Origin of the sequence: Proteiniborus sp. (assembly GCF_040308045.1) — a bacterium.
Taxonomy (GTDB): Bacteria; Bacillota; Clostridia; order Tissierellales; family Proteiniboraceae; genus Proteiniborus.
In genome coordinates, this window is sequence record NZ_JAWRHZ010000042.1 from 68,475 (window position 1) to 83,301 (window position 14,827).

The 14,827-nt window shown below is 32.6% G+C and carries 12 protein-coding genes and 1 pseudogene; 9 read left to right on the forward strand and 4 right to left on the reverse strand.

Going from position 1 to position 14,827, the window contains the following annotated elements; translation table 11 throughout:
* Window positions 1–56: 56 nt before the first annotated feature.
* On the forward strand, window positions 57–1,946 hold the full coding sequence (locus ABV008_RS09015; RefSeq protein WP_352419492.1) for a polysaccharide biosynthesis protein: 1,890 nt from the start codon (window positions 57–59) through the stop codon (window positions 1,944–1,946).
* 73 nt (window positions 1,947–2,019) lie between these two features.
* Here the strand turns inward: ABV008_RS09015 and ABV008_RS09020 are convergent, their stop codons facing one another.
* A complete protein-coding gene (locus tag ABV008_RS09020) occupies window positions 2,020–2,154 on the reverse strand; it encodes a hypothetical protein (RefSeq protein ID WP_352419493.1) in 135 nt (44 codons plus the stop codon).
* A 208-nt stretch (window positions 2,155–2,362) separates the two neighbouring features.
* Here ABV008_RS09020 and galU point away from each other — a divergent pair, with 208 nt between their 5' ends.
* Window positions 2,363–3,238: a UTP--glucose-1-phosphate uridylyltransferase GalU gene (gene galU, locus ABV008_RS09025; RefSeq protein WP_352419494.1), complete on the forward strand. Its 876-nt coding sequence runs from the start codon at window positions 2,363–2,365 to the stop codon at window positions 3,236–3,238.
* A 55-nt stretch (window positions 3,239–3,293) separates the two neighbouring features.
* Here the strand turns inward: galU and ABV008_RS09030 are convergent, their stop codons facing one another.
* From ABV008_RS09030 to ABV008_RS09040, 3 genes are all read right to left on the reverse strand, one after another.
* Complete coding sequence (locus ABV008_RS09030; protein WP_352419495.1) at window positions 3,294–4,310, reverse strand: zinc-dependent alcohol dehydrogenase; 1,017 nt, start codon at window positions 4,308–4,310, stop codon at window positions 3,294–3,296.
* 89 nt (window positions 4,311–4,399) lie between these two features.
* Window positions 4,400–5,032, reverse strand: a complete 633-nt coding sequence (locus tag ABV008_RS09035; RefSeq protein WP_352419496.1) for a hypothetical protein — start codon at window positions 5,030–5,032, stop codon at window positions 4,400–4,402.
* A 3-nt stretch (window positions 5,033–5,035) separates the two neighbouring features.
* Complete coding sequence (locus ABV008_RS09040; protein ID WP_352419497.1) at window positions 5,036–5,761, reverse strand: DUF362 domain-containing protein; 726 nt, start codon at window positions 5,759–5,761, stop codon at window positions 5,036–5,038.
* 510 nt (window positions 5,762–6,271) lie between these two features.
* Here ABV008_RS09040 and ABV008_RS09045 point away from each other — a divergent pair.
* The 7 genes and pseudogenes from ABV008_RS09045 to ABV008_RS09075 all read left to right on the forward strand — a co-directional run bounded on the left by ABV008_RS09045 (window position 6,272) and on the right by ABV008_RS09075 (window position 14,643).
* Window positions 6,272–7,258, forward strand: a complete 987-nt coding sequence (locus ABV008_RS09045; RefSeq protein WP_352419498.1) for a tripartite tricarboxylate transporter substrate binding protein — start codon at window positions 6,272–6,274, stop codon at window positions 7,256–7,258.
* A gap of 49 nt (window positions 7,259–7,307) precedes the next feature.
* On the forward strand, window positions 7,308–7,802 hold the full coding sequence (locus ABV008_RS09050) for a tripartite tricarboxylate transporter TctB family protein (RefSeq protein ID WP_352419499.1): 495 nt from the start codon (window positions 7,308–7,310) through the stop codon (window positions 7,800–7,802).
* A gap of 23 nt (window positions 7,803–7,825) precedes the next feature.
* Window positions 7,826–9,316 (forward strand): tripartite tricarboxylate transporter permease, encoded by a 1,491-nt coding sequence (locus ABV008_RS09055; protein WP_352419500.1) that lies wholly within the window; start codon window positions 7,826–7,828, stop codon window positions 9,314–9,316.
* Between the two features lie 145 nt (window positions 9,317–9,461).
* Window positions 9,462–11,054 carry an ATP-binding protein gene (locus ABV008_RS09060; RefSeq protein WP_352419501.1) on the forward strand — a complete coding sequence of 531 codons (1,593 nt, stop codon included), beginning with the start codon at window positions 9,462–9,464 and terminating at the stop codon, window positions 11,052–11,054.
* 183 nt (window positions 11,055–11,237) lie between these two features.
* Entirely contained in the window at window positions 11,238–11,936 is a 699-nt protein-coding gene (locus ABV008_RS09065; RefSeq protein WP_352419502.1) for a response regulator, read from the forward strand.
* Window positions 11,937–12,068: 132 nt separating this feature from the next.
* Complete coding sequence (locus tag ABV008_RS09070; RefSeq protein WP_352419503.1) at window positions 12,069–13,202, forward strand: glycerate kinase; 1,134 nt, start codon at window positions 12,069–12,071, stop codon at window positions 13,200–13,202.
* A gap of 308 nt (window positions 13,203–13,510) precedes the next feature.
* A pseudogene (locus ABV008_RS09075) lies at window positions 13,511–14,643 on the forward strand (IS3 family transposase).
* Window positions 14,644–14,827 lie beyond the last annotated feature (184 nt).

Sequence of the window (14,827 nt, forward strand, 5' to 3'; positions counted from 1 at the left end):
TGTATGCCTTCTAGCCATTTGAAGCTAGAAGGTATTTTTCAAAAGGGGGCCTTTTTATGCAAAAGAAAGCTAAAGTATTTTTCTTGGTTATTATGGATATTATTTTAATCAATCTTGCATACTATTTAGCACTATATTTAAGATTTGATGGGAATATTGAAGTAAAGTATCTAAATACGTACATAGATAACGCACTGATTATTACTTTATTAAAGATAGTAGTATTTCACTATTTCAAGTTATATAAAAGCTTATGGAGATATGCTAGTATAGATGAATTGTTAAATGTTGTAGTAGCATCTATTGTAGCTAATGCTGGGGTAATTAGTCTTTTATTCGCTAGGCAGACATTTCTTCCTAGAAGTATATATGCCATAACTACTATGCTAGACATGATTTTATTAGGTGGAATTAGGTTTAGCTATAGGGCACTTAGAAGAATTAGTGGCAGTAGACTTAGTAGTAGAAAAGACTTCAAGCATATCATGATAATAGGAGCTGGAGATGCAGGTGCTATGGTTATACGGGAGCTTAAAAACCATACTCAACTTAACAGCAAGCCTGTTGCTATAATAGATGATGATTTGCTGAAGAAAGGTCAAAGAATAAATGGTGTTCCTGTAATGGGGCAGAGAGTAGACATAGTTACTGTTGCAAATAAAATGGATATTGATGAAATAATTATTGCCATACCTTCTGCTGGTAAAAGTGAGATAAGAAATATTGTAACTGAATGCAAAAAAACAAGGTGCAAGCTAAAAATACTACCTGGAATGTATGAGCTTATAGACGGCAAGGTCAGTATTAAAGAAATAAGAGATGTTCAGATAGAGGACCTTTTAGGTAGAGATGAGGTTAAGCTCAATATTGATGAAATTAGTGGTTATTTAAAAGATAAAAGAATCCTTGTTACTGGAGGAGGAGGTTCTATTGGCTCAGAACTTTGTAGACAAATTGCAAAGTTTAAGCCTAACGAGCTCTGTGTTTTAGACATATATGAAAACAATGCTTATGATTTGCAAAATGAGTTAAAAAGAAAATATAAAGATTTAAATCTTAAAGTTTATATAGCTTCTGTAAGAGATAAAAAACGTATTGATGAAGTTATGAAGGAAATTAGACCAGATGTTATATTCCATGCAGCAGCACATAAACATGTACCTTTAATGGAAGATAATCCTAAGGAAGCAATTAAGAACAATGTTTTTGGCACATTAAACCTAGCACAAGCAGCAGATACATATGGAGTAAAGCGATTTGTAATGATATCTACAGATAAGGCTGTAAATCCTACAAATATTATGGGAGCATCTAAAAGGATTTGTGAAATGATAATACAGTCTATAGACAAGAAAAGTGAGACTGAGTTTGTAGCTGTTAGATTTGGAAATGTACTGGGAAGCAATGGAAGTGTTATTCCACTATTCAAAAAGCAAATAATGGAAGGTGGACCTGTTACAGTAACTCATCCAGAAATCATTAGGTACTTTATGACTATACCAGAAGCTGCTCAATTAGTTATACAAGCTGGAGCAATGGCAAAGGGTGGAGAGATATTTGTACTTGATATGGGGGAACCCGTAAAGATTATAGATTTAGCAAGGGATTTAATAAGGCTTTCAGGATTTGAACCTGATGAGGATATTCCTATAGTATTTACAGGTCTGAGGCAAGGAGAAAAGCTTTTTGAAGAACTTTTGCTTGATGAAGAGGGTATGCGTTCTACTGCACATGAAAAGATATTTATCGGGAAGCCAGTATTTACAGACTATAAGCTAATGTTAAAGTCTATAGATACTTTAAAAGAAATAATAGATGGCAGTGATTGCGCAGCTCTTAGAGACTATGTTCAACAAATAGTACCTACATATATTAGAAATAATACAGGACTTACTAACAAAAGCTCTAGTGGAGTATGTGTAGAAGAGGTCTCTGTAAGCAAATAAGCTATATGTCAATAGTTTTGGTGGGTATTCAATTGAATACCCACCAAAATATTTATAATAGAATCTCTATTTCCTATTTACTAGCTTTTTCGAATGCTATTAGATAGTATTTTTCACCTAGCTGCTGTTCAAGTTTCTGTATTTGGTTTAACTCGTTATTATTGATATTACCTAAAGGTACTTGGTCAAGGTTATTTTTCTTCTCCATAAACATCCCTCCTATACTGTTTATCATTATTATAGGCAATTAAAGCTTAGTTTATTCAAATGAGAGATTGTAATAACTTAACTTGTTGAGAACTTCAATACCTTTTGGTAAAATAAGACCAGAAGGTATTTTTATTTAAGAGGGCAGAGTAAAGGTAAAGATAAAAAATATAAATTCAAGTAGATATTAGAAAGGGGAAAGGATTACTATGAAGGTACGTAAAGCAATTATCCCAGCAGCAGGACTGGGAACTAGGTTTTTACCTGCAACTAAAGCGCAACCAAAGGAAATGCTGCCAATTGTAGATAAGCCAACTCTGCAATATATTATTGAGGAGGCTGTAGAATCTGGTGTTGAGGAAATATTGATTATAACAGGTAGAAATAAAAAAAGTATAGAGGACCATTTTGATAAGTCTGTAGAATTAGAGCTTGAACTGGAGAAAAAGGGTAAAACAGATTTGTTAGAAGAAGTAAGAAAAATCTCTGATATGGTAAATATACATTATATAAGGCAAAAGGAACCACTTGGACTAGGTCATGCTATTCATTGTGCCAAGAGCTTTATAGGTAATGAACCGTTTGCTGTATTATTAGGAGATGATATTGTCTATGCAGATAAGCCATGCTTAAAGCAAATGATTGAAGCTTATGATGAATATAAAACAACTATTTTAGGTGTACAGGAAGTAGCTAGAGAAGATGTAAGTAAGTACGGTATAGTAGATGGCAAATTTATAGAGGATAGAGTATATAAGGTAAAAGGATTGGTAGAGAAGCCTGATGTGGAAAATGCTCCTTCAAATATTGCAATTTTAGGAAGATATATTATAAATCCTGCAATATTCGAAATCCTAGAGCATACTAAACCTGGCAAAGGTGGAGAGATTCAACTAACAGATGCTTTAAAAGAACTGGCTCAAAGAGAAGCTATGTATGCATATAATTTTGAAGGCAGAAGATATGATGTTGGAGATAAGCAAGGGTTCTTAGAGGCGACTGTAGAGTATGCACTTAGAAGGGAAGACTTGAGAGAAGAGTTTCTTGATTATTTAATTAGAACTATTGAGAAGGAAGCAAAATAGCTGATATTAAACAAAACCATAATTAATCAGGCTGATTAATTATGGTTCTATTTTTTTACGGCTTCAGCATTACTTTAATAGCATCTGGATCATTACATACTACTTCAAATGCTTTTTGAACTTCATTAAGTTTAAATTCGTGGGTTATTAATTTATCAATATTAATTTGCCCAAGAACTATTGGCCTAAGAGCCCATTGAGCCCAAATTTGCCTTTCGTTTTCTGTATGATGTACTAAGCAAGTAGTCTTTATTTCGAAAGCATCATCATGCCATCTTCCTATATTTACAGTTATAGGTTTAGTAATATAACTATAAAGTACAAAGATGCCATTATGTTTCAATATTGAAGTAGCAGTATTAAAGGATTCTTCTGTTCCTGCAGCTTCAACTACTAAATCAGCACCTTTCATATTTGTTTCATTCAAAATCCTAAGTATTACTTCTTCCTTGTCAACATTTATTATTACATCGGCACCCATTTCTTGTGCAACCTTTAATTTTTGATCAGACTTATCAACAGCAATTACTTTATATGCACCTTTCTTTTTCAATCCTTGGATAATTATCAATCCAGCAAATCCAGTGCCAATGACAACAGCCGTATCACCTAGGTTTACACCTGAATTAAGTGCTGAAAACATTGCACACCCAGCAGGTTCACCTAAAGAAGCAATTTTTATATCTAATCCTTCTGGGACTTTTTCTAAATTTCTAGCAGGAGACACGAAATAATCTGCATAAGTTCCAGACCAACCGAAGGACATAACTTTATCGCCAGGCTTGAACTCATGAACATATTTTCCTGTTTCTATTACAATACCACCGCCTTCGTGTCCTATCCAAAAAGGGAGCTTAGGTACTTCTCTATTATTGTATAATGGATTTCCTTTGCCATGCATTTCCATTGTATAATGTTCTTGTGAGACATTCCCCAAGTATATGTTTTTATCTGTGCCACAAATAGATGCATATTCTGTTTTTACAAGGACATCTGTATCTCCAACAACTAAATTTCTTTCAGTTAAAATAAGTTCTCCATGATTTTTTAATAGAATTGCTCTTGTTTTCAACCAATCCCTCCTTTTTAGAGATTGTTTTTTTCATAAAGAAGAATATTAAAATTGAACTTTAGTTAATTCTCATTTACTTAAGCACTAAATTATCCTTTTAAACTTTCCGCAATTGAGGCAATTAGTCTTTCTGCACGACTTGTGTTAAATATACCGCAATGACATTGCTTAGCTAATTTTTCAGCAGCTTTTTCAGCTGTAATTTTTCCTTTAGCAACTTTTTCAGATAAATCTTCTATTAATGAAAAAGCAACCATTCCATGTCCACACATTGTACTTACCTCAATTACTTCTTCTTCTGGTAAATATTCAAGTTTTCCGTGTATACCTAATGAATGTTCAATTGTATGAGGAGTTATGTCATTTTTGCAACAGCACTCATTAGTGTGCTCAATGATACCCGATAGAACAATTGATAAATCTAAATTTGCATCTTTAACTTCTTCTAACGCTTTTATTAATGTTTTTTGATCTTTAAATACTGCATGAACTATTGAGTTGTCTTTATATCCTTTCTGTATTTCTTCTAACCCTACTCCGTATACGTTCCCAGTTTTCATATCTCCAAAATTAATAGGGTCATACTTTAATACTATGTCGGCAAACTTCTTGAATTGAGGAGCAATACCCTTTGCATTTACAGTTTGTGCTGCAATTGCAAATAATACATAATCATCTGATAGACTTTCATAAGTTCCACTTCTATGTAATGTATGTGTCATTTATTATTCCTCCTTTGCTAGGGGTTTCCCTAGACCTACATTTGTTTTTCCATTTATAGATACTTTAAAACCAGCTTCTTTTGCTAATTTTAAAACAGGGTTTGAACCATCCTTATCAAGCCTACAGGCTAAATCTAAACTGAATACAGTATCTATTTCAGGGATAACTGTTTTTAGTCTTTTTAATACTGGGACAACTTTGCTCTGAGGTATGTCAAATTCAATAATTGCTGATAATGCTTTTTCGTTAAGTACTTCATCTTTCATTTTACCGGTCTTTGTATCAATCATTAATTGAGTTACAGGATTATAAGGCTCAAAATGAACCTCTTCTTTAGCAATAGCCATAGCAACTTTTTCTACATCATATAATCTAGTGCCAGTACCTGGTCTTCCCATTTCTATAGCTACTCCAGCCATTCCTCTTTTAAATCTACCGGTTACATCGTTTGTTTTCATTTCCTCAGTGCCTCTTCCTGGTACTCCTGTTCCTGGGTGAGGTACAAGAGGATTAGAAAATTGACTTCTCAAAATTCTAGGATATTCCATTTCTTGTTGAGTTAAAGCGTCTGTTGGACAAACATCTGAATACTTACAAACACCACACTCCACGCACTCATCATAATTAATTTCAACGATACCTTTTTCCTTATTGTCTTCTATAGCTTTCATAGGACAATATGGAATACAAGACTTACACGCAACACACTTTTCTTGATCAATATACATACCTAGACCTCCTTATATTTAGCGTTATTTTAATTTTACATATAAATCTAGGCATGTTTATGTAAAGAAAATAGAGTAATATAAGAAAATAAAGTAATTCATGAATATTCAGAACAATCATCCGAAATTACAGAAAAAAGTAAAAAAACGACTTATTTAATAACAATGATACTAATTACAAAATTATCTTTTGTAATTACATAAGTTAATTAAACTACTTTAAGAGCTAAAATATCAATAATAGGGAAATCTATGATATTATGTAAAAAAAGTCATGCCGATAAAAAATTCTAAAAATTGTTCAAATTATCACAGAAATCTTTAATCTTTAGAATGGATTTGTTTATAAATTGTTTCTAAAAAGGTTTCTCTTCTCATTAATCATTTCTAGTAAATATACATTCTTTATTAATTGGGGATCCTTTTTGAAAAATAAAAAATGTAGTTTTTCCAACAGTTTTAGAAATTCTACAACTGACTATTAGCATTTAATAAAAAGGGGGAATTAAAATGTCAAAATTCATTAACAAGAGAGGAGTTATATTGGTAATAGTTTTAATATCAGTATTAACTTTATCTGCATGTTCTGGTCAGAAGGCAGCAAGTAGCGACATAGATTATCCGAAAGGTAACATTGAAGCATTAGTTGGATGGGGCGCCGGCGGAGGAACAGATACTTTTGCTAGATCAATTATGAAGCCTGCAGGAGATATTTTAAAAACTAATATTGTTATAGTAAACCAAGAAGGTGCTTCAGGAGCTATAGCAGGAGATTTAGTGTCAAAGGCAAAGCCAGATGGATATACTCTTTGGGCAATATCTTCTAATTATCCTCTTAATGTTGCTTTAGGCAAAACTCCTCATGATTTGAGTAAATATATACCCGTATGTAGAATTCAAAATGATATCGGTACAATACAAACCTTATCAGGAGGTAAGTATAATACCTTAGAGAAGTTAATAGAAGCAGCAAAGGCTAATCCTGGAGACATTAAATTAGGTGGAACAGGTGCATTGGGTTTTGACGATATAATTGTATCAATGTGGGAAAATGAAGCTGGAGTTGAGTTTAACTATGTTCCATACGAAAGTGCAGGTCAAATGCATACGGCATTACTTGGTGGACATATTGATGCCATGTTTGAAGAGCTTGGACCTACAATTGGTTTAATACAAGAAGGAAGAATTACTCCAGTACTTGCATTTGCAGAAAATAAAATAGAAGAATTTCCAGACTTACCAATTGCTCCTGACATGGGATGGAATGTAACGGAAGGCCAATCAAGAGGGATTTTGGTGCCTGCAGGTACACCAGAAGAAATAGTAAGAAAACTAGAGCAAACATTTCTTGAAGCAAAAAGCTCAGAATCCTATAAAAAGTATGAAAAAGATAGCTACTTACATCTTAGAGATGGTTGGTTAGGTTCAGAAGATTTCAAGAAACAATTGGAAGAATCAATTGAAATGTATAAGAAAGTATTAGAAGAAATTCAATAATAATATAGGGGCTAAGCCCCTATATTATAATATTAAGGGGTGATATGAATTGAATAAAGAGAAAATTTTAAGCATTATATGCTTTGTAGTAGGACTATTTTTTTTCGTATTTTCATTTACGATAAGTGGTTCAAAAGCAACCGCTTCTTTAGGACCACGAGCTTGGCCAGTTGCCTTGTCTCTGCTAATTTTGATCTTGTCTGCGTTTTTATTTATTAAATCTAATAGGTGTGAAAAGGAAAACACAGGAGAAATTGAGGAGAATAAGGAAGTGGAAAAACCTGCTTATCCTCAAAACTTTAAGATTGGTTTTGGTTTATTAGTTCTTTATGTATTTCTTATTCCTTATATTGGATTTGCTATATCTACTCTACTTTTTTTTCTAGCAAATATGTTCATGATGGGCTTTAGAAATGTTAAAAAATTAATACCCTTATCATTATTATTAACAGCTATAGTAGTAATAGTTTTTCCTATATTATTGGACATACCTTTGCCAAGAGGAGTTGCGGTTTTTAATTCTATATCTAGAATGATTTACTAGCTTTTATCAAGGGAGGGGAAGTTATGCTAAACGGAATTTTATTAGGGCTATCAAATATTATTAAGCCTTTAAACTTGATAGCACTAATAGGAGGTACACTTCTTGGTTTTCTTGGAGGTGCTACTCCAGGAATAAGCGGTCTTATGTTAGTAGTAGTTTTGCTACCAATAACATATGGTATGCAATCAGATGTTGCTTTCGTATTATTGACTACAATATATGCTTCGGCAGTATTTTCTGGCTCAATCAGTGCAATTTTGTTCAGAACTCCTGGTGCACCAGAAGCAGTTGCTACAACTTTAGATGGATATCCAATGGCACAAAAAGGAAAAGCAGGAGAGGCATTAGGATATTCTGTAATGAGCTCTGCAATAGGTGGATTAATAGGTGGATTAATATTATTATTTGGTGCTCCACTTTTAGCTGAATTTGCTTTAGAATTTGGTTCGCCAGAATATTTTGCTTTAGCAGTTATGGGTTTAAGCGTTGTTTCATCTTTAAGTGGAAATAGTGTAGCAAAAGGTTTTATTGGAGTGTCTTTTGGTTTACTATTAGCTGTTATAGGGATTGATCCAATTACTGGTATAGAAAGATATACTTTCGGAAGTTCAAAACTTATGTCTGGAATAGATTTTATACCGGTATTGATGGGGCTGTTTGCTATTTCTGAAATAATTAGGAAATTCCAAGATAAAGAGGTAAAGAAGGAAGTTAAAAAGGTTAAAACAAAATATCCAGGGCTAAAAGATATTTTGAAGATCAAGGGAACCATTATAAAGGCATCTCTGCTAGGAACATTTATAGGTGTGTTGCCTGGTGTTGGTGCTACTACAGCTTCATTATTAGGTTATAGCGAAGCTGTAAGATCATCTAAACATCCAGAAAAGTTTGGTACAGGAATACCAGAAGGCATAGCTGCACCAGAATCAGCAAATAATGCTGCTGCAAATGGAGCCATGGTACCTTTAGTTGCGTTGGGAATTCCTGGAAGTGCCACTACAGCAGTTATATTAGGAGCTTTTATACTTCACGGTCTTCAGCCTGGACCACTTTTGGTGAAGCAACAGCCACAATTAATCTATACTATATTCTTAGGTTTGCTTTTAGTAAACATTTTTATACTTCTGTTTGCTAAGCCATTTATATCTTTCTTCGCAAAGATACTTAATATTCCTTATTCAGTGATGGGCACTGTAATAGGTTCATTATGCACAATAGGAACATATGCTGTTAGGAATAGTATGCTTGATGTATGGGTAATGCTCATATTTGGAGTACTTGGATATTTTATGGAAAAAGTTAAGTTTCCAACTTCACCAATAATACTAGGTATAGTATTGGGAGGTCTAGCAGAACAAGAATTAAGGCGCTCATTAGTATTATCTAACGGAAGTCCTGCGATTTTCTTTACTAGACCAATAAGCCTTGTTCTATTATTAATGGCTGTCATAGGGATACTAAGTCCATTTTACAAGAAATACAGAGATAAGAAAAAAGTTGCTTTAGAAGTATAACCATTTACTAATAATGTCCTGCGGTTTAAACATGTGCAGGACATTATTACTGTTAGTAATTAATTTTTACAGGTGTGATTTTTAAATATTCTGATTATTTATGATATAATATAATTATTCTTCAACAATTTGATGGGGTGGAAATATGATTTCATTTTTTAAAAATTCTTCCTTAGAAAATAGAATTGGCTCATTAGTAATTGTAGTTACTATGATTTCATTATTAACCATGGGTATAGCAACTCGAAATCTAATATATGATAATGCTAAATATGATTTAGGACAGAGGGCTCTTGAACTTTCCAAGTTTATATCTACTTTGGATGTTGTTAAGGAAGCTTATAAAAGTGATGATCCTATAGATATATTACAGCCATTAGCAGAATCATTACGGAACAGAAGAATAGCATCATTTGTAGTTTTTATGGACATGCATGGTATCAGATTATCTCATCCAAACACTAAACTTATAGGTCTACACTTTACTGGTGAAGATGAATACGATGCTCTTAATGGTAAGTATTATTTTTCCGAAGCTGTTGGTGTATCTGGACCGTCTATTAGGGGTTTTAGCCCCATATATGATGATAATAACATGCAAATTGGAGTAGTTTCGGTAGGTATGTTTAAAGATAATATAGATTACTTGTTAAGGGAAAATCAAAATATAATTATTTATACCATGATTTTCGGATTTCTTGTAGGAATTCCGGGGGCAATATTTCTTGCAAATAGTATTAAAAAAATAATGCATGGCATGGAACCAATAGATATAGTAACTCTATTAAACCAAAGAGATACAATATTAAACTCCGTAAAAGAAGGCATTATTTTCACTGACAAAGATGATAGAATTGCCCTCATAAGTGAAACTGCTCAGAAGTTACTAGGATTAACAAACGATGTAGTAGGAATGAAAGTTGTAGATGCTATACCTACTTCCAGAATGCAAATAGTAAGACAGACAGGAGCAAATGAATATAATCAACATCAAATTATTAACGATATAGTAGTTATAACAAATAGAAAGGTTGTAAAAATAGATGATGAAATAGTAGGTGTAGTTGCGACTTTTACTGAAAAAGGAGAAGTACAAAAGTTAGCTGAAGAGTTAACTGGTGTCAAGGAACATGTCCATGGGTTAAGAGCAAAAACACACGAGTTTATGAATAAGCTTCAAAGTATATATGGATTATTAGAGTTAGAAGAATATGAGGAAGCAAAAAATATGATTTCAAATATGGCATTAAAACAACAAGATATCATAACTTTCTTGAGTGACAGAATAAAGGATCCCGTAACTGTAGGGTTTCTTTTAGGTAAAATTAGAGAAGCAGAGGAGTTAGGAATAAAATTAATATTAAATAGAGAATCAAAGCTTTCAACATTGCCAGCAAATTTTTCTTCAGATGCAATGGTTTTGGTTTTAGGTAACTTAATAAACAACTCTATAGATGCAATTAAATCTACTGATAAATCCACAGATGGGGTAATTCTTGTTACTATTCAAGATTTAGAAAGTGAGCTAATAATAACTGTAGAAGATAATGGCCCTGGCTTGTGTCTTGATAGAGAAAAAATATTTGAGAAAGGGGTGTCTTCTAAAGAAGGAAATAGGGGATATGGCTTATATCTTATAAATAACCAAGTAAAAGACATAAATAGAGGGACATTCATTATAGATAATATTAAAGAGGGAGGAGGTACTATTGCAAAAATAAATATACCAAAAGTATGAGTTGAAAGTGGAAATAAAAGAATATCATTATATATTATGATGAGAGTATAAGCCAAGCGCTAAAGAATTAAGGATAATAATCTATAGATGGAGAACATGCTTACTGGGGAAAGTTGGTATATATTTTAATGTAATTTTCAGTACAGTATATGACATTATCATTGGAAAGAGGGGGTACATATTTTGTATAAAGTATTCATAGTTGAAGATGACCCAATGGTACTTAGCATCAATAAAAGGTTTGTTGAAAAACTACCTGATTTTAAGGTTATAGAAACTTCTAAAAAAGGGAAAGAAGCTGTTGCTAAAATTGTTGAGATGGAGCCAGACTTAATTCTTTTAGATGTTTTTATGCCAGAACAAAGCGGATTAGATCTTCTTAGAGAAATTAGAAATTCTCAGACTAATTCAGAAGTTATTATGATTACTGCTGCGCAAGATGCCGAAACTGTTACTGAAGCTTTGAGACTAGGTGTAATAGATTATATTATTAAACCATATAATTTTGCACGATTTAAGCAAGCATTAGAAGTGTTTATATCAAAAATGAATACAATAAAAGATATTACATCATTTACGCAAAGCGAAATAGATCAAATGAAAAATTTAATGCAAGTTACTGGTGATGAATTATCAAGTAGTAAAGATGAAGAATTACCTAAAGGCCTTGATAAGATTACATTAAATAAAATAAAAGATGCAATCGATGAGAGCGACAAGCCTATGTCTAGTAGCAATATGGCTAAATTACTCGGACTATCAAGAATTACTACAAGAAAATATCTTGAATATTTAGTGGATACAGGTGTACTTGAACTATTACTTGAGTATGGCGGGGTAGGGAGACCAACTAGATTATATTACAATCCAAATAAAAAATAACAAAATGAGCTATGTTCTTAGGCTCATATTTTTTAGCTAAATAAAATTAATTATATAGATTCATAAGTTTTTTAATTTAAAGTATTTAGACTCTTAAATATTTTATTCAATAATATTGAAGGACGTGAAAAAATGAAGTTTGTGTTAGCTCCTGATTCTTTTAAAGAAAGCATGACAGCAAAAATGGTTGCTGAGGCAATGGAGATAGGTTTAAAAAGTGTTTTCCCGAGAGCTGAATATGTAAAAATTCCAATGGCAGATGGAGGAGAAGGCACTGTTCAATCTTTGGTAGAATCAACTTCAGGGAAAATATATAATACATCTGTTATTGGGCCAACAGGACGTCATATTGAATCATTTATAGGGATTTTAGGGGATGGGGAAACTGCTGTAATAGAAATGGCTGCCGCAAGTGGCATTCAATTAATTTCAGAAAGTGAGAGAAATCCACTTATCACCACTACTTATGGTACTGGTGAACTTATTAAGTTTGCATTGAATAAAGGTGTAGAGCATATAATAATTGGAATTGGCGGAAGTGCGACAAATGATGGTGGAGTAGGAATGTTGCAAGCTTTAGGTGTTAAGTTTTTAGCCGAAAATGGTGAAGAGATCGGAAAAGGTGGAGGTAACTTAAATCGTATTCATAAAATTGACACAAGTCATTTAGATCCTAGGTTGATAAATGTAAAAATAGAAGTTGCATGTGACGTAACAAACCCTCTTACAGGTAAGGAAGGAGCGTCATATATATTTGGCCTTCAAAAGGGGGCAACTCCAGAAATGATAAAACAACTAGATAATAATCTGAAACATTATGCTAAAATGATAAAACAACAAATAGGTAAAGACATAGATAAAATTCCTGGAGCAGGGGCAGCGGGGGGAATGGGTGCGGGTCTTTTAGCATTTCTAAATGTAAAATTAGTCAAGGGTATAGAACTAATTATTAAACATACTAAGCTGGAATCTCATGTGAAAGAAGCAGATTATGTTTTCACTGGAGAAGGTAGTGTGGATGCACAAACTATTTTGGGGAAGACTCCTTTTGGAATAGCCTTAATTGCGCAAAAATATAATATTCCAGTTATATTACTTACTGGCAGAATTGGACAAGGATATGAGATACTATATAAACATGGTGTGACGGCAATATTTAATATTCTCAGCAATGTAGGGACACTAGATGAGGCGCTTAAGAATGGAGGGGAAAATGTAGAAATAACAAGTAAGAACATAGGTAAGTTAATAGCATCTTCACTTTAGTAATGATTAATTTATCAATAGAAATATCCCAATGAGATCTAAAACGAGAAAGTTTGAAATTAAGAATACACAGAAAGTAATAATTGGGGTCTCGCCAGCATTTCCGACAAATCCCACGCTAAGGCTCATTTATTGTACGAAGTAAACCTTCCTTAGGAATATTTTTTAAGTTGAAACGATGTATACTGAAAATTTATATGTTTTTTTCTTATGAATTCAATATGTTTTAGAAGATTGATGTTAGTATAATATTGTAGACACGGTTTTCCGAATACTATAAAATATAGAAAAGGAAGGAAGTGTCTAGAATGTCAAAAAGATATACAGAAGAATATAAAAACACCATTGTAGAGCTTTACAATTCCGGTAAAACACTTGCTGAGCTTAATAGTGAATATGGCCTACCTAAATCCACAATATTAACATGGGTAAAGAAAGCTGAACCCATTGCAGTAGATAATAATAAAACAATTACACAAGCTGATTATCAAGCCATGCTTAAGAAGATGGCTAGAATTGAAGAGGAGAACGAAATATTAAAAAAAGCCATGGCCATATTTGCAAAGAAGTAAGCTCAATATATAAGTTCATTACTGACAATAAACATATCCATGATATTAAACTAATGTGCAAAGTTTTAAAAGTTTCTAGAAGCTCATATTATAAGCATCTTAATAAAAAAGAAAGTAAAAGGAGCATTGAAAATCGATGTTTAGAAAATAAAATTCTGAATATATAAAAAGCTAGTAAATCTAGATATGGAGCTCCTAAGATATATGAAAAATTAAGGTCTAATGGTGTATTTATAAGTCTTAAAAGAACCCAAAGACTTATGAACAAGCTAGGTATAAAATCAATAGTATGTAAGAAATTTAGACCATATTCATCAAAAAGCAAAGTTGAAAGCAGAGAAAATATAATAAATAGAGATTTCTCTACAACTGGAATCAATCAAAAATGGGTAACCGATATTACCTATATTCATACAATTAAAGATGGTTGGTGCTATCTTGCTTCTGTTATGGATCTTAATAGTAGGAAGATAGTTGGACACTCTATGTCTAAAAATATAGATACCGCATTGGCTATAAAGGCATTAGATAATGCATATAAACTTCAGAGACCTTCTGAAGGTCTAATTATTCATAGTGATTTAGGAAGTCAATATACAAGTTATGAATTTGCGGAATATGTTAAAGGGCACAAGTTAATTCACTCCTTTAGCGGTAAGGGAAACCCCTACGATAATGCTTGTATAGAATCCTTTCACTCAGTATTGAAGAAAGAGGAAGTTAACCTGGTTAAATATTTTGATTTTGAAGTTGCCAGACTTGCAATATTTGAGTATATAGAGTCTTGGTATAACAGAGAAAGAATACATAGCTCTCTAGGCTATATTACTCCCCAAGAATGGGAAGATAAGTTTAAGAGGGTTGCATAAAATCTATTCGAGAAAATGTGTCTACTATATTGACATAGGTCCAAGGTTTTTATCTAATAGTTTAATAAGTTCTTCCATATCAAAGCCTCATTTCTCGAATTATTATTAAAATATTATAATACTAATTAGTTATAAATTCAACTAACTATGGAAAGAACCACTAATTTAGACAGTTTTTTTAAGG

What these genes read in the sequence shown, in the direction of transcription:
- ABV008_RS09015 (WP_352419492.1), top strand. Translation starts at nt 57, where the DNA reads ATGCAAAAGAAAGCTAAAGTATTTTTCTTGGTTATTATGGATATTATT.
- ABV008_RS09020 (WP_352419493.1), bottom strand. Translation starts at nt 2,154, where the DNA reads ATGGAGAAGAAAAATAACCTTGACCAAGTACCTTTAGGTAATATCAAT.
- galU (WP_352419494.1), top strand. Translation starts at nt 2,363, where the DNA reads ATGAAGGTACGTAAAGCAATTATCCCAGCAGCAGGACTGGGAACTAGG.
- ABV008_RS09035 (WP_352419496.1), bottom strand. Translation starts at nt 5,032, where the DNA reads ATGACACATACATTACATAGAAGTGGAACTTATGAAAGTCTATCAGAT.
- ABV008_RS09040 (WP_352419497.1), bottom strand. Translation starts at nt 5,761, where the DNA reads ATGTATATTGATCAAGAAAAGTGTGTTGCGTGTAAGTCTTGTATTCCA.
- ABV008_RS09045 (WP_352419498.1), top strand. Translation starts at nt 6,272, where the DNA reads ATGTCAAAATTCATTAACAAGAGAGGAGTTATATTGGTAATAGTTTTA.
- ABV008_RS09055 (WP_352419500.1), top strand. Translation starts at nt 7,826, where the DNA reads ATGCTAAACGGAATTTTATTAGGGCTATCAAATATTATTAAGCCTTTA.
- ABV008_RS09060 (WP_352419501.1), top strand. Translation starts at nt 9,462, where the DNA reads ATGATTTCATTTTTTAAAAATTCTTCCTTAGAAAATAGAATTGGCTCA.
- ABV008_RS09070 (WP_352419503.1), top strand. Translation starts at nt 12,069, where the DNA reads ATGAAGTTTGTGTTAGCTCCTGATTCTTTTAAAGAAAGCATGACAGCA.